This is a genomic window from Micromonospora sp. DT15 (assembly GCF_049841475.1).
Lineage (GTDB): Bacteria > Actinomycetota > Actinomycetes > Mycobacteriales > Micromonosporaceae > Micromonospora.
The window spans coordinates 189349-211317 of sequence record NZ_JBNCKJ010000009.1; the positions used below are offsets into that span (position 1 = coordinate 189349).

Sequence of the window (21969 nt, forward strand, 5' to 3'; positions counted from 1 at the left end):
TCGGAGCGTGCCTCCCGCCCACAAGCGAAGGTCGCTCTGGTTTTAGTAGGCTCGCGGCGCGTGGCCGGCAGCCAGCTGCCGCGAAACGGGCTGACGAGCCGGTCGGTCCACAGTGCACCGGGACCAGGGGAGATGTGATCATGACGGACGCGGTGGAGAACGCCGGAGCGGTGCAGCCCGCGACGGGTGCGGCCCGGGGTGTCACGTCGGTTTCCGACGAGGTCGTGGAGAAGATCGCCGGCGTGGCCGCTCGCGCGGTGCCCGGTGTCGCCGATCTCGGCGGTGACGTGTCCCGCTTCTTCAACAGCGTCCTGGACAAGATCGGCCTGGACGAGGTGGGCGACGCCCGCCGGGGAGTCTCGGCCGACGTGAAGGGCAGCTCCGCCGTCATCAACGTGGTTCTGGTGATCGACGCCGGGCACGTGGTGGCCGACGTGACCGAGGCGGTGCGGGCCGCGGTGATCGAGGCCGTGGAGAAGTACGGCCTGAGCGTCACGCAGGTGAACGTCACGGTGGACGACATCGAGCTGAACCAGCCAGGCGCGGCAGCCGGAGCCTGAGGCGTAGCTGCCCAACAACCTGACGGCTTACTCGGTGGTGTGAGGAGCAGGGAGCGACTGTGGACCTGGAAGCAACACAGAGGCTGACCAGGGCGTCGGTGCCGGCTGGTGGGACGACGCAGGTCGCCGACGAGGTGATCGAGAAGATCGCTGTCGCGGCGGCCCGCGCGGTGCCCGGCGTGGCCGACCTGGGCGGGGACGTCGCCCGGTTCTTCAACGCGGTTCTCGACCGAGTCGGACTGGACCAGGTGGGTGACGCCCGGCGGGGTTGCTCGGCCCACGTCACCGAGGACGCCGCAGTGGTCAACCTGGTGTTGGTGATCCAGGCCGGTCGACAGGTGTCAGAGGTCACCGGTCAGGTGCGCGCTCGAGTGAGCGAGGCGGTCGAGGCGTTCGGGCTGCGGGTCGATGAGGTCAACATCCGGGTCGACGACATGGCGTTCGGCGAAACCCCCGCCACGCCTCCGGCCTGAGAGGTGCGCGGCGCGATCGACGCCGTGCCTGCTGTTACCCGCGGGTAGGGCGTGACTTAGCGATCGTTCAGGTAGGGGCCTTACACTCGACGTGCAGTCGAGGACCCGAGGAGGAGCCCTGCTCATGGACGCCGACGAGATCGACGCCGGACGGGCGCGCTGGCAGGCCCGGTACGACGCCGCGCGCAAGCGGGACGCGGACTTCACCACGCTCTCCGGCATGCCGGTGGAGCCGGTGTACGGCCCGCCGGAGGGCGCCACCTATCCGGGCTTCGAACGGATCGGATGGCCGGGCGAGTATCCGTACACCCGGGGTTTGTATCCGACCGGCTACCGCGGTCGGACCTGGACCATTCGGCAGTTCGCCGGCTTCGGCAACGCCCAGCAGACGAACGAGCGCTACAAGATGATCCTCGGCGCCGGCGGCGGCGGGCTCTCGGTGGCGTTCGACATGCCGACGTTGATGGGCCGCGACTCGGACGACCCCCAGGCGCTCGGCGAGGTCGGCCACTGCGGCGTCGCCATCGACACCGCCACGGACATGCAGGCGCTCTTCGACGGCATCGACCTGGCCGGCGTCACCACCTCGATGACCATCTCCGGCCCGGCCGTGCCGGTGTTCTGCATGTACCTGGTCGCCGCCGAGCGGCAGGGCGCCGACCTGTCCAAGCTGGACGGCACCCTGCAGACCGACATCTTCAAGGAGTACATCGCGCAGAAGGAGTGGCTCTTCGACCCGGAGCCGCACCTGCGCCTGATCGGCGACCTGATGGAATACTGCGCCGCCGAGATCCCGCGCTACAAGCCGCTGTCGGTCTCCGGCTACCACATCCGCGAGGCCGGCTCGACTGCGGCGCAGGAGCTGGCGTACACCCTGGCGGACGGCTTCGGCTACGTCGAGCTGGGTCTCTCGCGTGGGCTGGACGTGAACGTCTTCGCGCCAGGGCTGAGCTTCTTCTTCGACTCGCACCTCGACTTCTTCGAGGAGATCGCCAAGTTCCGCGCCGCCCGCCGGATCTGGGCCCGCTGGCTGCGTGACGTCTACGGCGCGACCAGCGAGAAGGCTCTGTGGCTGCGGTTCCACACGCAGACCGCCGGGGTGTCGCTGACCGCGCAGCAGCCGGTCAACAACGTCGTACGGACCGCCGTCGAGGCTCTCGCGGCGGTGCTCGGCGGCACGAACTCGCTGCACACCAACGCGCTGGACGAGACCCTGGCGCTGCCCACCGACGAGTCGGCCGAGATCGCCCTGCGTACCCAGCAGGTGTTGATGGAGGAGACCGGTGTGGTCAACGTTGCCGACCCGCTCGGCGGCTCCTGGTACGTCGAGGCGCTGACCGACAAGATCGAGGCCGAGGCGGAGGAGATCTTCGCCCGGATCCGGCAGCTCGGCGGAGACGGGCCGCACCAGATCGGCCCGATGACCTCGGGCATCCTGCGCGGCATCGAGGACGGCTGGTTCACCGGGCACATCGCCGAGTCGGCCTTCGTCTACCAGCAGGCCCTCGAAAAGGGCGACAAGAAGATCGTCGGGGTCAACTGCCACACCGGCACGGTCGCCAAGGAGCTGGAGATCCTGCGCATCTCGCACGAGGTGGAGCTGGAGCAGCGCCGGGTGCTCGCCGAGCGCAAGAGCGGGCGGGACGAGGAGGCGGTGCGCGCCGCGGTCACCCGGATGATCGCGGCGAGCCGTACCGACGAGAACATGATCCCCGCCATGCTCGACGCGGTGCGCGCCGAGGCCACGTTGGGCGAGATCTGCGACGCCCTGCGAGCCGAGTGGGGCACCTACCGAGAACCAGCCCGCTTCTAACCCCAGCCCTGAACCCCCACTCCCGTCGATCTTGCAGTTTCTGCGGTGCCATAAGGCATGAATGCGGCATAGCGGCGACAGAAAGTGCAAGCTCGCGGGGGTGGGGCGTGGGGCGTGAGAGTTGCAACGTCGGGGTTGCGGGTGAGCTGAGAATCCGGGCTCACGTGCGAGACTAGGTAACCATGAGCGACCCACGGATCACCTCGTCGATCTTCACCCGCGGCGCGGTCGACCTCAGCACGCTGCGTGGCCCCGCACCAGCAAGTACCCGCCCCGGCACGCCCCCGCAGGGCGGCCCGTCCAACGGCGCCCCCGGCGCGCCCACCGCCGGCGGTGACACCGCCATCGTGGACGTCACCGAGGCGACAATCCAGTCCGACGTGCTCGAACGCTCGATGGCCACGCCCGTCGTCGTGTTCTTCGGCGCGGCCGGCTTCCCGGAGAGCGACGAGTTCGCCCCGGTCCTGGAGCGGCTGAACGCCGAGGGCGGCGGCACCTGGGTGCTGGCCCGGGTCGACGTGCAGGAAAATCCCCGAATCGCCCAGATGTTCCGGGTGCAGGGCATCCCCATGGTCTACGCGGTCGTCGGCGGCCAGCCGGTCGACGCCTTCTCCGGAGTGGTTCCCGAGGCTCAGCTGCGGCAGTGGATCCAGGCAGTGCTCAAGGCCGGTGGCGTGGCAGTCGCCGAGCCGGAGGACCCCCGCCTCGACGAGGCGGACGACGCGCTGATGAGCGGCGATCTGGACGCCGCCGAGCAGGCGTACCGGAAGATCCTCGCCGACGCCCCGGCGGACGCCGCGGCCACGGCGGGGCTGGCCCAGGTCGGAGTGGCCCGCCGGGTGGCCGGCGCCGACCCGTCCGCCGCGCTGGCCGCCGCCGAGAGCGCCCCCGACGACGTCGCCGCCCAGCTGCTGGCCGCCGACATCGAGGTGCTCAGCGGCCTGGCCGAGCAGGCGTACGCCCGGCTCGTCGGTCTGGTCCGGCGCACCGCCGGTGAGGACCGTGAGACGGTTCGCCAGCACCTGGTCTCGCTCTTCTCCATTGCCGGCCCGGACGATCCGGCGGTCGCCTCGGCGCGTCGGGCTCTGGCCAGCGCCCTGTTCTGAGTTCGTAGCACGCCAGCGCGGGCCGGCGTTCCGGCCGGCCCGCCCGACCACCGAGGACGGGAGCTCACGATGCGCCGGATCGCCGTCCTCGACGCGCCGACAAATCTCGGTCTACGGCCGCCGACGCCCACGTCGGTCCCGGGTTGCGCCAAGGCACCCGGGGCGCTGCGCGACCACGACCTGCTGGCCCGGCTCCGCGCCCGCGACGCCGGCTGCGTCACCCCCGCCCGGTACGACCCGGGCGACTGGCGGCCCGGCGACGGGGTGTGCCACGCCCGGGAGATCGCCGACTACTCGTTGGCCCTCGCCGAGCGCATCGGCTCGATCATCGACCGGGGCGAGTTCCCGGTGGTGCTCGGCGGCGACTGCTCGGTGCTCCTCGGCTCGGCCCTGGCCATGCACCGCCTCGGCGAGGCCGTCGGCGGGCGGATCGGGCTGGTCTTCGTCGACGGGCACTCCGACTTCCGGCACCCCGGCAACGCCTCCTACGTCGGGGCCGCAGCCGGTGAGGACCTGGCTCTGGTCACCGGGCGAGGGCAGGCCGACCTGGCCGCGCTGGAGGGCCGCCGGCCCTACTTCCGTGACATCGACGTGGTGGTGCTCGGCATCCGGGCCCAGGACGAATACCGGCTCGACCTCCAGGCCGCCGGGATCACCACCCGACCGGTGCCGGCGCTGCGCGCCGAAGGCGCCGCCCGGACGGCCCAGTGGGCGCACGAGCAACTCGCCGACTGCGCGGGCTACTGGGTGCACATCGACGTGGACGTGCTCGACCCGGCGGTGATGCCCGCCGTGGACGCCCCCGACCCGGGTGGAATCGCCTTCGCCGAGTTGGAGATCCTGCTCGCCGGCCTGGTCGACACCCCGCACTGCCTCGGCGTGGAGCTGACCGTCTTCGACCCCGACTACGACCCGGACGGCTCGTACGCGGCCGAGATCGTCAACACAGTGGTCGCCGGTCTGGCGCCGGTGACCGCCCCGGAGGCAGTGCCGCCCCGACTGCTGGCGGCACGGCCGACGCCCTCCCCGCGGCGCAGCAACGGCCGGATCTCGACCGCCACCACCGATCGCTCCGACCGTGCCGAGCGGCTCGACCGTGCCGAGCGTCCCAACCGGGCCGAGCGGCTCGACGGGCTGGTTGTGCTTGACGGGCACGACGGCGTTGAGCGGGTTGCGAGGCGTGAATTCCCCGCTGACATCGACCCTGCGGACATCGACCACGCCGATAGCGGGCCTGCTGCGCTCGGGTCCGCCGATGACGGCCCTGCCGACGTCGGTGTCCCCGGCGTCGGTCCGTCGGTGAGCGCGGTGCCGTACGACGTCCCTGTCGAGGGGGAGTCACCAGGCACTGGCGGGCGGGCCCACTCCGAGCCGTCGGGCGTCGCTGCCAGCATCGCGTCCCTGGTCGAGCGCGAACCGGTCGGCCCGCCGGCGTCGGCCGGCCCAGGTCTTCTCCGACGCACCACCCCGTCGACCCAGAACACGCCCGAGAGGCACGAGGCCGACACCGCCTGACCCGGCCCTCGGCCGCACGGCCTTGATCGACTCGGTTTCAGGGAATCCGGGGTGTCCGAGTGGCTCGGACACCGCAGCTTCAGCGAAGCCGAGTGGATCAAGGCCCGGCGCCGGGAGCCCCGCGGGCCCCCAGGTGTGGGGGTCAGGTGGTGGGGAGAGCGCGGAGGAAACGCTCGGCCATGGGGACGGCCGAGGCGGTGCTGGCCCCGCCCTTCTCCACGAAGACGGCGAACGCCACGTCGCCCCGCCAGCCGACGAACCAGGCGTGGGTGTGCGCCGGGTTGTCGTCGTACTCGGCGGTGCCGGTCTTGCCGTACACCTCGCCCGGCACGTCCTTGAGCGCGCTGCCGGTGCCGGCGGTGACCACCTCGCGCATCATCGTGCGCAGCGCCGCGACCGACTCCGGCTTGAGCTGCTCGCCCGCCGGGGCCGGCTTGGCCGGTGCCGGGTCGATCAGCAGCTTCGGCTGCTCGAAGCGGCCGCGGGCGACGGCGGCGGTGGCACCGGCCATGGCGAGCGGGCTGACCAACGTGGTGCCCTGCCCGAACGACGCGGCGGCCTGCTCGGCGAGGCTGCCGCCCGTCGAGACCTTGCCCGTGAAGGCGTCCGTGCCGAAGTCCCACTGACCCTCCAGGCCCAGCGAACGACCGGCTGCGGCCAGCCCGTCGCCGCCGAGCTTCGGGGCCAGCGCGGCGAACGCCGTGTTGCAGGACTTGGCGAAGTCGGTGCGGAACGGCACCGAGCCGAGCTCGAAGTTGTCCGAGTTCTTGAAGGACCTGCCGTCCACGGTGAAGGTCTTCTTGCAGTCCACCGGCCCGTCCAGCGTGACCGCGCCCCGGTCCAGTAGGCCCAGCGTGCTGACCATCTTGAAGGTGGAGCCGGGAGGCACCTGGGCGTCGAAGGCCAGGTTCTGCCCGGCCGGACCGGGGCCGTTCGCGGCGGCGAGCACGGCGCCGTCGCTGATCCGGAGCGCCACCAGTGCGGAGCGGCGCGGCTCGGCGCGCAGTGCCCCGTCGGCCGCGTTCTGGACGGCGACGTCCAGCGTGGTCTTCAGCGCCTGCCCGGGCTGCGGCTCCCGGCGGAACAGCTCGGCGCCGGTGGGTTCGAGTTTGCCGCCCTCCGCCGGACGCTCGACCACCACGGTCAGCCCGGGGCCGCCGCGCAGTCGCTCGTCGTAGCGGCCCTGGAGACCGCCGTGCCCGACCAGGTCGCCGACGACGTACCGGTCAGGATGCGCGGCGAGGTCGTCGGCCTGCGCCGGGTCGACGGTGCCGAGCAGCGCACGGGCGAACTCGCGGGTGGGCGCCAGGTCGAGCTTGTCAGTGACGAACTTCGTGCCGGGCAGGTCGTAGATCCGGGGCTTGATCTGCAGGTACGCCTCCTCGCGCAGCGACACCACCTCGACGAAGGCACCCGGCTCGGCCTTGCCCACCCTCTCGGGCAGATCGGCCAGGTCGACGCCGGGAACCAGAGCCGGGCGAATGGCCTTGAACGCCGCGTCGAGGTCCTTGACGAGCTTTTTCAGGTCGGCGACCCCGTTGGGCTGCACACCCACCCGAACCACTGTGCGCGGGGTCACGAGTGGCTTCCCGGCGTTGTCCAGCACGGCGGCGCGGGCACCGGCGTCGCGACGAAGCGCCAACCGGTCACCCTTGGTGAGCTGCTCGTGCACCACCGTCGGCTCCCAGATCACCTGCCACTGGTCGTCGTCGCCGTGGGCGAGCCGGACCTCCCTGTCGTACGCCCAGCGGGTCTGACCGGGCAGGGCCCACTCCACCTGGACGGTGGTGGTCGCGATGTCCTTCGTGATCTTCGGCTCGCCGCGACGCGTCAGCGTGGGCGGGGTGGCCGCCAGCTCACCGGAGAGCTCCTTGATCTCACGTGCGACGTCCGCCGACGGCACTTTCGAGCCGAGCGGGTCGATCAGACCGACCGCCTGGAGGTCACCGCTGCGCCAGCCCGCGAGGAAGGCGTCCACGGTGCGTTGCGGCCCGTCGTCACCGGAACAACCGACGAGGACACCCGCCGCGAGCAGCGCCGTGGTGACGCCAGCGGCGAGCCGGCGGGCGGGGTTCGGCCGGTGGGGCCGGGGGTACGACAAGGGCATGAAGCTGGTCCTTCCGATCTCGGACTGCCCTCGCACGGTAGTACGGGAACGCCGTCCCCAACGTCCCGCAGGTGCTCGGCCGCGCTCAAAGACGAGCCCTACCCGTGTGATGAACATCGCGTGGCGGGGTATCCCGCAGCCGGCCTACCTCGGACCCGCAACGGGTGAAAGGACAAAGTCCCGATCCGGACGTCTGGCCAGTGGTCCGCCGACGAAGGCGCACAACGGCAGGGCCTAGGCTGGGCGGCAGAGTGACCCACAACGCGGTGGGTCGAGGGGAGTGGCACCGATGGACCGGCGTCCGGCGATCAAACCGGAACCCGACCTCCGGCAGGATGACTCCGGCCGGGACGATGACAGCTTCGATTCGGCGACCGACGGGGACGGCTACGGCCGACTCGACACGGGAGTCACCGGGCTGACCGGGTCGAGCATCGACACCATCTACGATCTGGGTCTGCCAGCCGAGGCGCTGGCCGACGACGTGGAGGACGCCGAGCTCGACGAACCCGTTCCCAACGCGGAGCGCCTGGTGGCCCAGGCCGTCGCGCTCGCCGGGGACGACCACGACGCGGCGACACTTGTCGGCCGTTTCTGGCGGTTCGCCCCGGACGAGGAGCTGGTCGGCTTCACGGCGGAAGAGATGCTCGACGCGGCCCGGGCGCACCGGGATCTCGCCCAGCAGCGGGTGCCGGGCGAGTTGAAGCTGCGGATCCACGAACCGCACGCCGACCAGCACCACACGGTCGTCGAGATCGTCACCGACGACATGCCGTTCCTGGTCGACTCGGTGACGGCGTTGCTCAACTCGTACCACCTCGACGTGCACCTGCTGGTGCACCCGTTGGTGGTGGTGCGGCGGGAGCCGCTGGGCCGGCTCACCGAGGTCTCCGCGGATGTGGAACCGGACGACGCGATCGCCGGCGACATCATCGAGAGCTGGATGCGGATCGAAATCGACCCGGTCCGGGACGCGGCCGAACGGGACCGGTTGCGCCGCGAGTTGCAGCGTGTGCTCACCGACGTGCGGGAGGCGGTCGAGGACTGGCCGAAGATGCGTCAGCGTGCCCTCGCACTCGCCGACGAGCTGGCGTCCGCCCGTACCTCCGACAACCGCCCACCGGTGCCGGAAAAGGACATCACCGACTCGGTGGAGCTGTTGCGGTGGCTCGCCCAGGACCACTTCACCTTCCTCGGCTACCGCGAGTACCGGTTGGTGGACGCCGACGGCGGCGACGCCGCCGACCCGGTCGACGGCAAGGCGTTGGAGGCGGTGCTCGGCACCGGTCTGGGCATCCTGCGCTCCGATTCGCCGGATGCGCGGTCGCTGTCCTCGATGACGCCCGAGGCGCACGAGAAGGTGCTGGAGAAGCGCCTCTTGATCATCACCAAGGCGAACTCCCGGGCCACCGTGCACCGCTCGGCGTACCTGGACTACATCGGCTTCAAGATCTTCAACTCCGCCGGTGACGTGATCGGTGAGCGGCGCTTCCTGGGGCTGTTCTCGACGGCCGCCTACCGGACCAGCGTCCGCGAGCTGCCTGTGGTACGACGCAAGGTGGCCGAGGTGCTCGACCGCTCCGGTCTGAGCCAGCGCAGCCACTCGGGCAAGGATCTGATCCAGATCCTGGAGACCTACCCGCGCGACGAGCTGTTCCAGATCAAGACCGACGACCTGTACCACGCGGTGGTCGGCGTGCTGCGGATGGCCGGCCGCCGGCAACTGCGGGTGTTCCTGCGTCGGGACGCGTACGGGCGGTTCATCTCCTGCCTGATCTACCTTCCCCGGGACCGGTTCACCACCCAGAACCGGCTGCGCATGCAGGACATCCTGCTGCGTGAGCTGAACGGTGTCGGGGTGGACTACACCACCCGGGTCACCGAGTCGATGCTGGCTCGGGTGCACTTCATCGTCCGTACCGACCCGACGCGGCCACCCGGCGACATCGACGCCGACCTGCTCGCCGAGGAGTTGGCCGACGCCACCCGACTGTGGGACGACGACTACCGGTTGGTGCTGGAGCGCAAGCTCGGCGACGAGCAGGCCAAGCACCTGTTCACCCGGTACGCCGACGCCTTCCCGGAGGGCTACAAGGACGGGCACACGCCGTACGAGGCGATGAAGGACCTGGCGAAGCTGGAGCTGCTGGAGGAGCCCGGCCAGCTGGAGATGCACCTGTTCCGCAAGCAGTTGGCGCCGCGGCCGGGCACCCGGGTGCCGGGAGCCGACCTGGCCGAGGCGATGGACGTCCGGTTCAAGGTCTACCGGTACGGCGAGCCGATGATGCTCTCCGCCGTGCTGCCGGTCCTGCACTCGCTCGGCGTACGGGTGGTCGACGAGCACCCGTACGAGGTGGACCGGATCGACGGTCGGGTCTACCTGTACGACTTCGGCCTCATGCTGCCCGAGGGGCATCACGAGCTGGCCGAGGTGCGCCCGCACGTGGAGAACGCCTTCGCGGCCGCCTGGCGCGGCGAGGCTGAGGTGGACCGGTTCAACGAGCTGGTGCTGCGCGGCGGGCTGACCTGGCGGCAGGTGGTGGTGCTGCGGGCGTACGCGAAGTACCTGCGGCAGGCCGGCACGGTCTTCTCGCAGGACTACATGGAGCAGACCTTCATCGCGTACCCGAAGATCGCCGCGTTGCTGGTGGAGCTCTTCGAGACCCGGTTCGCGCCGGGAGAGTTGAGCGCCGAGCAGCGCCAGCAGCGCAGCGGTGAGCTGGTGGAGACGATCCGGGGCGCGCTGGACGACGTGGCGAGCCTGGACCAGGACCGGATCCTGCGCTCGTACCTGACGCTGATCGAGGCGACCCTGCGGACCAGCTTCTACCAGAAGCGCGCCGACGGGCGGCCGAAGGCGTACGTGGCGTTCAAGCTCGACCCGCAGGCCATTCCGGACCTGCCCGCGCCGCGACCGAAGTTCGAGATCTTCGTCTACTCGCCGCGGTTCGAGGGTGTGCACCTGCGGTTCGGGCCGGTGGCCCGGGGCGGGTTGCGGTGGTCCGACCGTCGGGAGGACTTCCGGACCGAGGTGCTGGGCCTGGTCAAGGCGCAGATGGTGAAGAACACCGTGATCGTGCCGGTCGGCGCCAAGGGCGGCTTCGTGTTGAAGCAGAAGCCGGGCGACCGGGACGAGGCGGTCGCCTGCTACCAGGAGTTCGTCGGCGCGATGCTGGACGTCACCGACAACATCGTCAGTGGGCAGATCGTGCCCCCCGAGGATGTGGTCCGGCACGACAGCGACGATCCGTACCTGGTCGTGGCGGCCGACAAGGGCACCGCGACGTTCTCCGACATCGCCAACGAGATCTCCAAGGCCCACAACTTCTGGATGGGCGACGCGTTCGCGTCCGGCGGATCCGCCGGCTACGACCACAAGAAGATGGGCATCACCGCCCGGGGCGCCTGGGAGTCGGTCAAGCGGCACTTCCGTGAGCTGGGTCTGGACACCCAGGCCCAGGACTTCACTGTGGTCGGCGTCGGCGACATGTCCGGCGACGTGTTCGGAAACGGGATGCTGCTCTCCGAGCACATCCGGCTGGTGGCCGCCTTCGACCACCGGCACATCTTCCTCGACCCGGAGCCGGACGCCGCCACCTCGTACACGGAGCGTCGACGGCTGTTCGACCTGCCCCGCTCCTCCTGGGAGGACTACAACCCGGAGCTGATCTCGGCAGGTGGCGGCATCTTCCCGCGTACCGCGAAGTCCATCCCGATCACGCCGCAGGTCCGGGCGGCGATCGGCCTGGACGACGACGTCACGCAGCTGTCGCCGCAGGACCTGATGAAGGCGATCGTCACCGCTCCGGTGGACCTGTTCTGGAACGGCGGCATCGGCACCTACGTCAAGGCCTCCACCCAGACCAACGCCGAGGTGGGCGACAAGTCCAACGACGCGATCCGGGTGGACGGGCGCAGCCTGCGCTGCCGGGTGGCGGGCGAGGGCGGCAACCTGGGCTGGACCCAGCTCGGCCGGATCGAGTACGCGTTGACCGGTGGCCGGATCTACACGGACTTCATCGACAACGCGGCCGGGGTGGACACCTCCGACCACGAGGTGAACATCAAGATCCTGCTCAACACGGCGGTGGCCGATGGTGAGCTGACCATGGCCGACCGGGACGAGTTGCTGGCCGGGATGACCGACGAGGTCGCGGAGCTGGTGCTGCGCGACAACTACGACCAGGCTCGGGCGATCAACAACGCCCAGGCCCAGGCCGCCTCGCTGCTCCCGGTGCACCGTCGGATGATCAACGAGCTGGAGCGTTCGGGCGGATTGGACCGCGCGTTGGAGGCGCTGCCGCCGGACGAGGAACTGGCGGTCCGCAGCGAGTCCGGGCTGACCGCGCCGGAGTTCGCCGTGCTGCTCGCGTACGTGAAGATCGTCCTTGAGCGGGAGATCCTCACCGACGGGCTGGCCGACGAGGAGTGGACGACCGACGTTCTGGTCAACTACTTCCCGACGCCGATGCGCGAGCGGTTCGCCGACCGGATGGGCCGGCACCGGCTGCGCCGGGACATCGTCACCACGGTGCTGGTCAACGAGGCGATCAACCGGGGTGGCATCTCGTTCATCTTCCGGGTGGTCGAGGAGACGGCGGCCAGTGCGGCCGACGTGATCCGGGCGTACGTGGTGGTCAGCGAGGTGTTCGGCCTACGCGACCTGTGGGACGAGGTCGAGGCGCTGGACAACAAGGTGGCGCCGGAGCTACAGACCAGCGTCTACCTGGACACCCGTCGACTGCTCGACCGCGCGGTGCGGTGGTTGGTCTCCAACCGGCGCTCGCCGATCGACGTACCGGCCGAGATCGCCCGGCTGCGCGACGGGGTCACCCGGCTGCTGCCAGGGCTGGAGGAACTGTTCTACGGCAACGAGCGCCAGGGCATCGCCGCGCACATGGACTCGATGACCGAGCGTGGGCTACCCCGCGAGCTGGCGGAGCGGGCCACCCGGTTGATGTACAGCTTCGGTCTGATGGACGTGGTGGAGACCGCGAACGCCAGTGGGCGGGACGTCAGCGAGGTGGCCTCGGTCTACTTCGTGCTGTCCGACCTGTTCCGGGTGGACTCGCTGCTGTCGAAGATCTCCCTGTTGCCGCGGGAGGACCGCTGGCAGACCCTTGCGCGGATGGCGCTGCGGTACGACCTGTACGCCGCGCTCGCCGCGCTCACCGCGGAGGTGCTCGACTCCACCCCGGGCGACCTGCCGCCGCACGAGCGGGTGCAGCAGTGGGAGCAGTCGAACGCCACCTCCATCCACCGCGCCCGACGGGCGATGGGTGAGTTCGACGAGTCGCGGGCGGATCTCGCCGCCCTGTCGGTGCTGCTGCGCCAGATCCGCACCCTGGTGCGGACCTCCGCGGCAGCCTGAGTCAGGTACGCCGGACGCGGTCCGGCCGGTCGGGTCACCCCGACCGGCCGGACCGCGTTCGTTCGTCGTCGGTCAGGCCGCCAGGGTGGCGAAGACGACGATGTTGTCCGGGTAGCTCTTCGCGGCCTGATCGAACTGGCCGCCGCAGGTGACCACCCGCAGGCCGGGCCGGTCACTCGGTCCGTAGACCAACTCGGTGGGGAAGGCCGTCTTCGGGTACGACTTCACCGAGTCGACAGTGAAGGTGGCCGGCACCCCGTCGGCGCGGCGCACTGTGACGGTGTCGCCGGGGGTCAGAGCGCCGAGGTCGAAGAAGACGGCCGGGCCCAGCACCGCCGAGTCCACGTGCCCGACGATGACCGCATTACCCGTCTCGCCCGGGCTCGCACCGGGCTCGTACCACCCGGCCTGGTCGGCCTTGTCCAGCGGAGGGACCTGGACGGTGCCGTCCGGGTTGGTGCCCAACGACATGATCGTCGCGTTGACGCCGATCCGGGGGATCTCGATGCTCGTCGGTGCCGACCGGGCCAACCCGACCGCCGACTGACCGACGGGCTGTCCGTCGACCGGCTGCCCGTCGACCGGAGGGGCATCGTCGGCGGTGCTCGCCGGCGCGGTCGGCTCGGGGCCGGCCTGGGCCAGCGGCTGTGGCGGCCGGGGAGTGGGCGTGGTCTTCAGGGAGGCGCCGATCATGCCGGCGCCGATCAGGGCCATGGTGACGACGACGGCCGTGCCGGCGGCACGCCACGGTCTCCCGCGGCGGCCGCCGGCCGGTGTCGTCGTCACGTCAGACGAGCGAACCATCGGTCCGCCGACGACGCATCAACACGATCCCGCCCAGCGCGGCAGCGCCGAGCACGCCCGCCCCGCCGGTGGCCAGGCCGCGGTCGGTGCCGGTGCTGGCGCCACCGTCACCACCGTCGACGCCGCCGTGCGGCAGCACGACGAGCTCGCCCTCGCCGCAGGAGCCCTTGAGCTCGTAGCGACCCGGCTTGGCGTCCTTGTCCACCTTGGCTTCGCCGTAGTAGACGAACTCGCGCTCCTTGTCCCAGTCACGCTCGTCCGAGCCGCGCTCGTCCTTGCCGTAACCGCCACGCTCGTCCGAGCCGCGCTCGTCCTTGCCGTAACCGCCACGCTCGTCGGAGCCGTACTCGGAGCCGTGCTCGTCCTTGTTCTCCCAGCCCTTGTCGGAGCCGTACTCGGAGCCGTGCTCGTCCTTGTTCTCCCAGCCCTTGTCGGAGCCGTACTCGGAGCCGTGCTCGTCCTTGTTCTCCCAGCCCTTGTCCGAGCCGTATTCCGAGCCGTGCTCGTCCTTGGACTCCCAGTCCTTCTTGTCTTCGTCCTTGGAGTCCCAGTCCTTCTTGTCACGGCCTTCTTCGGCGTCCTGGCCGTGCTCCTCGCCCTTCCAGTCCTTGCTGCCCTCGTCGCCGTAGGCGTCGGCGGCAGCGCCGCCACCCTGGCCACCCTTGCCGTTCTCGTCCTTGCCCTTGTCGTCCTTGCCCTTGTCGTCCTTGCCGTGCTCGTCCTTGCCGCTGTCGTCCTTGCCTTCGTGGTCCTTGCCCTTGTCGTCCTTGCCGTTCTCGTCCTTGCCGTGTTCGTCCTTGCCCTTGTCGTGGTCGGAGGAGTCCTCCTCCTCACGCCACTCGCGGTCCTCGCCCCGGTCTTCATCCGCCGGCTTGAGCTTGACCTTGCCGGTGACCTTGGACCACACGTACGCGTGCTCCTGCCGATCCGGGCAGATCTCGAGGAGCTTGACCTCGTCGCCAGCCTTGACGACGTGCGGCTTGGCGTAGACCTTGCCGTCGTCGTGGCCGTCGGCGAACGCGATCCCCGGTGCGAACACCAGCAGCGACGCGCCGCCGAGCGCGGCGCCCGCAACGACTTTCCCGAGCATCTTCTTAGCCATGACCTGCGTCACTCCATCCCTGTTGTCCTGAGCTCGGCGACAACCGAGCTAAGACCGACGTTAGACCGTTTCATGACTTATGAAGTGAAAGATTCGCGTTTTACCTTTGATCCAAGTAAGAGGTGAAGGGGTGGTACGCGGCTTTCGCTGCGCTGAGTGTCGTGTCAGGTATCCCGGGGGCCTCTGGGTGTGCCGCGGTGTTGCGCGCTCCCCGTGCCTGGCCTGCCCCGGCATCCGATAGCTGCGGCTCCGGGCGGCGCGTGCCGGTCCGGCGTGCTCGGAGGTATCGTCCGAAGCGGCTCCGGCAACGCATCGAGCCATTGCCATGGAAGCGCTCCCATGCAAGAATCGGCGAACGCGGTTCTGAGAGCCACACCGTGCAGGCAGGGAGTCGAGGGCACCCGGTTTCACCGGGCGACGCACCCGCCGCCGATCGACCGGCCGACGCATCGGTCGGGCACCACCACCACTATCGCCCGTCCGGGTCGGGCGCCCCCCCAAAGAATCCCGTGGCGCCGACGGCCGTCCGTGCAGGACGCCCATCGGGCCGTCCCGCCGGGCCGTACGTGGGCCCGGTCTCGCCCAAGGAGATCAGTGGCATGAATGTGTGGAGAAGGTTAACCGGCCCACGCCGGGCCCTCGCGCTCGCCGGCGCGGGTGCCCTGGTCGCCGGTGGGCTCGTAACGATTCCGGGTACCGCGGCGCAGGCCGCGACGCAGTGCGACATCGCGTACACGAGTAACGACTGGCAGGGCGGCTTCACCGCGAACATCACCATCAAGAACGTCGGCGACCCGCTGAACGGCTGGACGCTCGGCTGGACCTTCCCCAACTCCAGCCAGCGGGTGCAGCAGGGCTGGTCGGCCACGTACACCCAGTCCGGCAGCCAGGTCACCGCCCGGAGCATGTCCTACAACGGCACCCTGGCCACCGGCGCGTCGACGAGCATCGGCTTCAACGGCGCGTGGAGCGGCAGCAACCCGAAGCCGACCTCGTTCACCCTCAACGGCGTGGCCTGCAACGGTGGCACCACCCCACCGACGACTCCCCCACCGACGACGCCCCCGCCGACCGACCCGCCCACTGACCCGCCGACCGATCCGCCGACCACGCCGCCGCCCGGCACCAAGGTCGACAACCCGTACGTCGGGGTCCGCGGTTACGTGAACCCGGAGTGGAAGGCCAAGGCGGACGCCGAGGCCGGCGGAAGCCGGGTTTCCAACAACCCCACCGCCGTCTGGCTGGACCGGATCGCCGCGATCAACGGCACGCCGAACAGCAGCTCCAACGGCGCCTTCGGGGTGAAGGAGCACCTGGACGAGGCGCTGCGCCAAGGCGCCGGCTACATCCAGTTCGTGATCTACAACCTGCCCGGCCGGGACTGCTCGGCACTCGCCTCCAACGGTGAGCTGGGTCCGGACGAGCTGCCGAAGTACAAGGCCCAGTACATCGACCCAATCGCCGCGATCCAGAGTCAGTCGAAGTACAGCAGCCTGCGGATCATCAACATCATCGAGATCGACTCGCTGCCGAACCTGGTGACCAACACCTCCGGCCAGCCTGGCGGCACGGTCATGTGCGACACGGTCAAGGCAAACGGCGCCTACGTCAACGGCGTCGGCTACGCCCTGGCCAAGCTGGGCGCGATCGGCAACGTCTACAACTACATCGACTCCGGCCACCACGGCTGGCTCGGTTGGGACAGCAACTTCAACCCGAGCGCCGAAATCCTGAAGACCGCCGCGGTCGCCTCCGGCAGCACTGTCAACAACGTGCACGGATTCATCACCAACACCGCGAACTACTCGGCGCTCCAGGAGCCGTACTTCAAGGTCACCGACAACGTGAACGGCCAGACGGTGCGGCAGTCCAAGTGGGTCGACTGGAACTACTACGTCGACGAGCTGTCGTTCGCCCAGGCGTTCCGGACCAAGCTGGTCTCGTTGGGCTTCAACTCGAACATCGGCATGCTCATCGACACCTCCCGCAATGGTTGGGGCGGCTCCGCTCGACCCACCGGGCCGGGCGCGACGACGAGCGTCGACACGTACGTCAACGGTGGCCGCATCGACCGCCGGGCGCACCTCGGCAACTGGTGCAACCAGGCCGGTGCCGGTCTCGGTGAGCGGCCCCGGGCGAACCCGGCGACGGGCATCGACGCCTACGTCTGGGTGAAGCCGCCGGGCGAGTCGGACGGCTCCAGCAGCGAGATCCCGAACAACGAGGGCAAGGGCTTCGACCGGATGTGTGACCCGACGTACGGCGGCAACGCCCGCAACGGCAACAACCCGTCGGGGGCTCTGGGCAACGCGCCGATCTCCGGTGCCTGGTTCTCCGCCCAGTTCCAGGAGCTCATGCGCAACGCCTACCCGGCGCTCTGATCGGGTAGCTCACGCACCAACCCGCTGCCAGTGGTTGGTGAGGCACTGCTGGCAGCAGGTTCCCCCCGGGTCCCCGGCTCGACCGTCACAGGTCGGGCCGGGGACCCCCCTTGTTTGTCGGCCCGATCAGGGCACTGTGCGTTCGATCGCCGCCTGGCCCTGCTCGGCCAGGTCACGGCGGGCCTTCTCCAGGTTCTCCGGTGTCAGATCCTGCCCGCGGGCCATCACCAGGTCCTCCGGCTCCCAGGGCTGCTCGCCCCCGGTGCGGATGTTGTCCCCGCCGGCACCGGTGCCCGTCCCGGTAGCACCGGTGCCGGCGGCGTACGGGTCACCGATCAGCTCGTCGGTGTCGGGTGCGAGGTCGCCCGGTCGACCGCGGGGTTCGGCGAAGCCCGGTGTGTCCCGGTCCGGGCCACCCCCGGTCCGCAGTTGCGGCACGGTGGCGTCATCGTCCACCGCCGAGGCGACCTCGGGGCTGTCCTCCAGCGGCGGTTGGCCATCGCGATCGGTCATGGTGCTGCCTCCTGGGTCCGACACGGTGCCTGATTCCCCCGCGTACCCCTTCGTGCCGCGCTCATGCCGCACCGCCCGGCGGTCGGGGCGGGCCGTGCCAGCGCAGTGCGGTCAGGCGTCGGGCTGCTGCTCGTTCGGCTCCGGCGCCTCCGCTGGGCGCCACCACTGCCAGAGCAGCATGAGCAGACCGAACACGAGCATCGCCAGCCCGGCCCACAGGTTGATCCGTACGCCTTCGGCCTTGTCGATCTCGGCTCGGCTGTCGAAGATGCCGATCAGCGTGACGATGACCCCGTACGCGACGAAGAGGCCACCGATCACACGGCGGATGTCGAACAACCGGGCCGCGGCCGAGCGCCGCTGCTCCGCCTGTGCCTCGTCGATCAGTGGGTCCTGTGCCGGCTGGCCGTCGTTGCTCATCTGCCGACCCCTTTCCTCAGAAGACCGGGATGTAGAAGAGGGCGGCCAGCGCGACCGCGATCAGACCGAGCAGCACCGGGGAGCGGTACCAGGCGGCGTCCCCGGCGAGCACATCGCCCTTCAGGTCGACGCCGCCCATGCCGTACACCAACCCGCGCAACTCCTCGTCCCGCTTGGGTGAGGTGAGCGGGGTGACGATCGCGGCGACCACCACCGCCGTGACGAACGCCAGACCGGCGCCCCAGAAGCTCTCCTCCAGGTCGGAGTTGAAATCGATCACCCCGCCCTTGTAGAGCAGGTAGAGGCTCAGCGACACCAGGGTGCCCAGCAGCAGCGACCAGAAGCCGGCGAGCGCGGTCATCCGCTTCCAGAACATGCCGATGATGAAGGTGGCGAACAGCGGCGCGTTGAAGACGGAGAAGAGCGCCTGGATGTAGTTCATGATGTTGCTGAACCCGGCCGCGATGAACGCGGTGCCGATCCCGATCACGACGGCGGCGACCGTCGCCCACCGGCCGATGCGCAGGTAGTACTCGTCCGACCGGTCACGGCGGATGTACGCCTGCCAGATGTCGTAGGTGAAGACGGTGTTGAAGCCGCTCACATTGGCCGCCATGCCGGCCATGAACGAGGCGAGCAGGCCGGTGACCGCGACCCCGAGCACGCCGTTGGGGAGCAGGTCGCGCATCAGCAGCGGGATGGCGTTGTTGTACTGGAGCTCGCCGCTCTCCGCGCCGAGGCCCTTCACCGTGACCAGGGCCACCAGGCCGGGGATGATCGTGACCAGGGGGATGAACAGCTTCGGGTACGCGGCGATGATCGGCGTACGCCGGGCGGCGCTCATGTTCTTGGCCGAGAGGGCCCGCTGCACCTCGGCGAAGTTCGTCGTCCAGTAGCCGAACGACAGCACGAAGCCGAGGCCGAAGACGATGCCGATCCAGTGCGCGCCCAGCGGGTTGGCCGTGCTGCCGGTGTCCTGCCACGCGTGCAGGCCGGCCTCGCCGAGCTTGGTGTCGCCGACCGCGTCCATCAGGCCGTTCCACCCGCCGACCTTGACCAGGCCGATCACTGTGACCGGGATGAGGCCGGCCAGGATGACGAAGAACTGGAGCACCTCGTTGTAGATCGCCCCGGACAGGCCGCCGATGGTGATGTACGCCAGCACGATCGCCGCGCCGACCACGATCGCCGTCCAGAGCGGCCAGCCGAGCAGCGCCTGCATGACGAGCGCCAGCGCGTACAGGTTCACGCCGGCGATCAGCACCTGGGCGACGGCGAAGCTGATCGCGTTGAGCAGGTGGGTGGGGCGGTTGAAGCGCAGCCGCAGGTACTCCGGCACGCTGCGGACCTTGGAGCCGTAGTAGAAGGGCATCATCACGATGCCCAGGAACACCATCGCCGGGACCGCGCCGATCCAGTAGTAGTGGACCGTCATGACGCCGTACTGGGCCCCGTTGGCGGCCATTCCGATGATCTCCAACGCGCCCAGGTTCGCCGAGACGAAGGCGAGACCGGTCACCCAGGCCGGCAGGGAGCGACCGGAGAGGAAGAAGTCGACGCTGGTCCGGATGGCCCGGCGCGCGGCGAAGCCGACCCCGAGGACGGTGACGAAGTACAGCGCCAGGATCAGGTAGTCCAGGCCGTTCATGTTGAGCCGGAGACCGTCGCCGTCCATCCCGTCACCCCTCGTCCCGACGTCCGCGCTGCTGAGTTCGCGCGCGCCCTATTACCCCGTCTGCGCGGTTTCACTCCCCGAGGTCGCGCCCGGGCGTGTCTGGGCCGTTCCGGCGGTCTGGCGGGATCGGTACACAGAAGGGCGCCCCGGCCGTTTCGGCCGGGGCGCCAGTGTCGCTCGGGTGGACTCAGCGACCGAGAACGCGGTCCAGGAAGTCCCGGTAGTTGCGGACCGCCATCCGCAGTTGCTCGGTGTCGGCCGAGCCGGCGTCCTGCCACCCGCCCAGCGTGCTTTTCTGGGCGGCCAGCGCCGAGGAGAGGGCCTGGATGGCCTCCTCCACCAGTGACTGCGCCTCACCGGCAGCCGCCTGCGGGTCGTCGACGAAACGCAGCTGCACGTCCCGCCAGCGGTCCCGGAAGCCCTGCGCGGTGTCCGTGTCGAGGAGGGTGGCCGCCTCGGTAGCGACTGTCGACCCGGAGGGTCGGGATGTTCCGGCGGACTCCAGCGTGGGGCTGGTGTCGTCGCCGGGGGCCGGTTCGCCGTCCGCGTCCGGGTCGACCATCTCGGGTGTCGCACTGCCGTAGCCGGCTGCGCCCGCCGTCGCGGCGTCCCGGTCGCCGGTCAGGTCGCCGCGCCGCTCAGGGTCGCCGTCAGTGCTCCCCGGCGCGACGACGGTGCGCGCGGACGTGTCCGAGTCGTCCAGGTCGGTGCGGTCGTCGACGTCCGTGCGGTCGTCGACGTCCGTGCTGTCGTCGACGTACGCGTCGCGGCGGTGCAGCTCGGCGGTGGGGTCGGCGCGCAGGCCCTCCCGCTCACCGTCCTCGGCGCCGTCGCCCGGCTGGGCGGTCCGCTCGGCCCTCGGGTCCGGCTGATCCTGCGGGTGCGGGCTGGCCAGCGCGGAGGCGGCCACCGCGTCGGCCACCGTGGTGGCGCCGAACGTCGTCGGCAGCGGCCCCGGCTCGTGGAAACCGCCCTCGTCGGTGGACCGGTTGTCGCGCCGGTGGCGCGGGTCGGCGTCGTCGGTCAGCTCGTCGTCGGCCGGGTCGTACGCGGCGTCCCGGTCGGTGTCGTCGGCCCGCTCGTGGGCGGCGGTCTGGTCGTCGAAGGTGCCCCGGTCGTCGAGGGCGTCCTCCGGGACGTCGGAGCGGTCGGCCCGGTCGCCGGCCGGGGGTACCGGCACGGGCGCGGAGCGGACGGCCTCCGGGTGGTCGTTGCTCACCTGTTGCTCTTCCTGGCGCATCGGTGGCCTCCTCAGCGGCTCGTGGCGTCGTGGTCCGGGTGGTGGCGCTGTTCGGGCGTGCGGTGGCCGACCGGCTCCTCGCCCAGCAGGTCGGCGAAGAGTGCGCGGTAGTGCACGACCGCCTGCCGCAGCTCCTCGGTGCTGGCCTCGCCCCGGGAGTTGCGCAGGTGGATCTCGTGCGCGTCCCGGTAGTTGGTCAGGGTGCGGGCGTGCTCGACGGAGAGGTGGGCGATCTGGTCGGAGAAGTCACCGGTCGGGTAGCCCTGCTCCTCGATGAGCCGGGTGACCAGTTCGTCCGCGTCGCCCACCGTCTCGCCGGGGGAGTCGATGAAACGGACCTGGAGTTCCTCCCAGGCCGCGGCGTAGCGCGCCCGGGACTCCGGGGTGAGTGGGGTGAGCGTGAGCTCGGCATGCCGGCGTTCCCGGTCGCGCAGTTCGCGCTCCGCGGCGGACCGGCTGTCCTGTTCCGCCACCACCCGGTCGTACTCCGGCCCGAACCGGTTGCGCAGGGCCCGACGGTTGTTGAGCGAGCGGGCGGCCACGGCCAGCACCGCGACGATCACCAGCACGACGAGCACGATGACGACTATCTGCGTGGGCGACATGGGCTCCTCCTTCGCCCTCTGCTATTCCCTCCGCGCAGTGATCGCCAATCCCGATCCGAGACACTTTCCTGACGAGGGGCGCAACCACTCACCGGCCGAGACCTGATTCATCCCGGAAGCGGCGCTTGGGTGGTGACGACACGGGCGGTAGTGAAACAGCCTCCGATTACGTATCCTGCCCAAGGCGCCCGCGCCGGTGCCCGGCGACGCGGCCGGGCGCGCAGCCGGCAGGCGCGGTGCCCGGCGGTGCCGGCACCCCTCCTGCCACCCTGTACGGGCGAGGT

General features: G+C 70.3%; 14 protein-coding genes and 1 pseudogene. 7 read left to right on the top strand and 8 right to left on the bottom strand.

Annotated elements, in window-relative coordinates; genetic code table 11:
• Positions 1-140 precede the first annotated feature (140 nt).
• The 5 genes and pseudogenes from ACLQ3F_RS21020 to ACLQ3F_RS21040 all read left to right on the top strand — a co-directional run.
• A complete protein-coding gene (locus tag ACLQ3F_RS21020) occupies positions 141-560 on the top strand; it encodes an Asp23/Gls24 family envelope stress response protein (RefSeq protein WP_425850935.1) in 420 nt (139 codons plus the stop codon).
• 59 nt (positions 561-619) lie between these two features.
• Positions 620-1033 carry an Asp23/Gls24 family envelope stress response protein gene (locus ACLQ3F_RS21025; protein ID WP_196919465.1) on the top strand — a complete coding sequence of 138 codons (414 nt, stop codon included), beginning with the start codon at positions 620-622 and terminating at the stop codon, positions 1031-1033.
• A 124-nt stretch (positions 1034-1157) separates the two neighbouring features.
• The gene (locus tag ACLQ3F_RS21030) at positions 1158-2846 is read left to right on the top strand and encodes an acyl-CoA mutase large subunit family protein (protein ID WP_357198584.1); all 1689 of its coding nucleotides are present in this window, start codon (positions 1158-1160) and stop codon (positions 2844-2846) included.
• A gap of 182 nt (positions 2847-3028) precedes the next feature.
• A complete protein-coding gene (locus tag ACLQ3F_RS21035; RefSeq protein ID WP_357198581.1) occupies positions 3029-3952 on the top strand; it encodes a tetratricopeptide repeat protein in 924 nt (307 codons plus the stop codon).
• A 69-nt stretch (positions 3953-4021) separates the two neighbouring features.
• Positions 4022-4990: pseudogene (locus tag ACLQ3F_RS21040) on the top strand (arginase family protein); the annotation flags it as partial.
• A gap of 619 nt (positions 4991-5609) precedes the next feature.
• Here the strand turns inward: ACLQ3F_RS21040 and ACLQ3F_RS21045 are convergent.
• The gene (locus tag ACLQ3F_RS21045; RefSeq protein ID WP_425850937.1) at positions 5610-7574 is read right to left on the bottom strand and encodes a penicillin-binding transpeptidase domain-containing protein; all 1965 of its coding nucleotides are present in this window, start codon (positions 7572-7574) and stop codon (positions 5610-5612) included.
• A 289-nt stretch (positions 7575-7863) separates the two neighbouring features.
• Here ACLQ3F_RS21045 and ACLQ3F_RS21050 point away from each other — a divergent pair, with 289 nt between their 5' ends.
• Positions 7864-12945, top strand: a complete 5082-nt coding sequence (locus ACLQ3F_RS21050) for an NAD-glutamate dehydrogenase (RefSeq protein WP_357198576.1) — start codon at positions 7864-7866, stop codon at positions 12943-12945.
• A 72-nt stretch (positions 12946-13017) separates the two neighbouring features.
• Here ACLQ3F_RS21050 and ACLQ3F_RS21055 read toward each other — a convergent pair whose 3' ends face one another.
• Positions 13018-13731, bottom strand: coding sequence for a class F sortase (locus tag ACLQ3F_RS21055; protein ID WP_425850938.1), 714 nt, complete (start codon positions 13729-13731; stop codon positions 13018-13020).
• A gap of 1 nt (position 13732) precedes the next feature.
• Entirely contained in the window at positions 13733-14851 is a 1119-nt protein-coding gene (locus ACLQ3F_RS21060) for a hypothetical protein (RefSeq protein WP_425850939.1), read from the bottom strand.
• Positions 14852-15450: 599 nt separating this feature from the next.
• Between ACLQ3F_RS21060 and ACLQ3F_RS21065 the strand changes: the two genes are divergently transcribed.
• A complete protein-coding gene (locus ACLQ3F_RS21065) occupies positions 15451-17232 on the top strand; it encodes a glycoside hydrolase family 6 protein (protein ID WP_425850941.1) in 1782 nt (593 codons plus the stop codon).
• Positions 17233-17358: 126 nt separating this feature from the next.
• On the opposite strand, the gene ACLQ3F_RS21070 is transcribed toward ACLQ3F_RS21065, so the two are convergent.
• From ACLQ3F_RS21070 to ACLQ3F_RS21090, 5 genes are all read right to left on the bottom strand, one after another.
• The gene (locus tag ACLQ3F_RS21070; protein WP_357224280.1) at positions 17359-17745 is read right to left on the bottom strand and encodes a hypothetical protein; all 387 of its coding nucleotides are present in this window, start codon (positions 17743-17745) and stop codon (positions 17359-17361) included.
• Positions 17746-17856: 111 nt separating this feature from the next.
• Positions 17857-18165 carry a hypothetical protein gene (locus ACLQ3F_RS21075; RefSeq protein ID WP_355008983.1) on the bottom strand — a complete coding sequence of 103 codons (309 nt, stop codon included), beginning with the start codon at positions 18163-18165 and terminating at the stop codon, positions 17857-17859.
• A gap of 16 nt (positions 18166-18181) precedes the next feature.
• The gene (locus tag ACLQ3F_RS21080) at positions 18182-19840 is read right to left on the bottom strand and encodes a sodium:solute symporter family protein (RefSeq protein WP_425850942.1); all 1659 of its coding nucleotides are present in this window, start codon (positions 19838-19840) and stop codon (positions 18182-18184) included.
• Between the two features lie 187 nt (positions 19841-20027).
• On the bottom strand, positions 20028-21080 hold the full coding sequence (locus tag ACLQ3F_RS21085) for a hypothetical protein (protein ID WP_425850943.1): 1053 nt from the start codon (positions 21078-21080) through the stop codon (positions 20028-20030).
• 11 nt (positions 21081-21091) lie between these two features.
• Positions 21092-21685 carry a hypothetical protein gene (locus ACLQ3F_RS21090; protein WP_357204252.1) on the bottom strand — a complete coding sequence of 198 codons (594 nt, stop codon included), beginning with the start codon at positions 21683-21685 and terminating at the stop codon, positions 21092-21094.
• Positions 21686-21969: the final 284 nt, after the last annotated feature.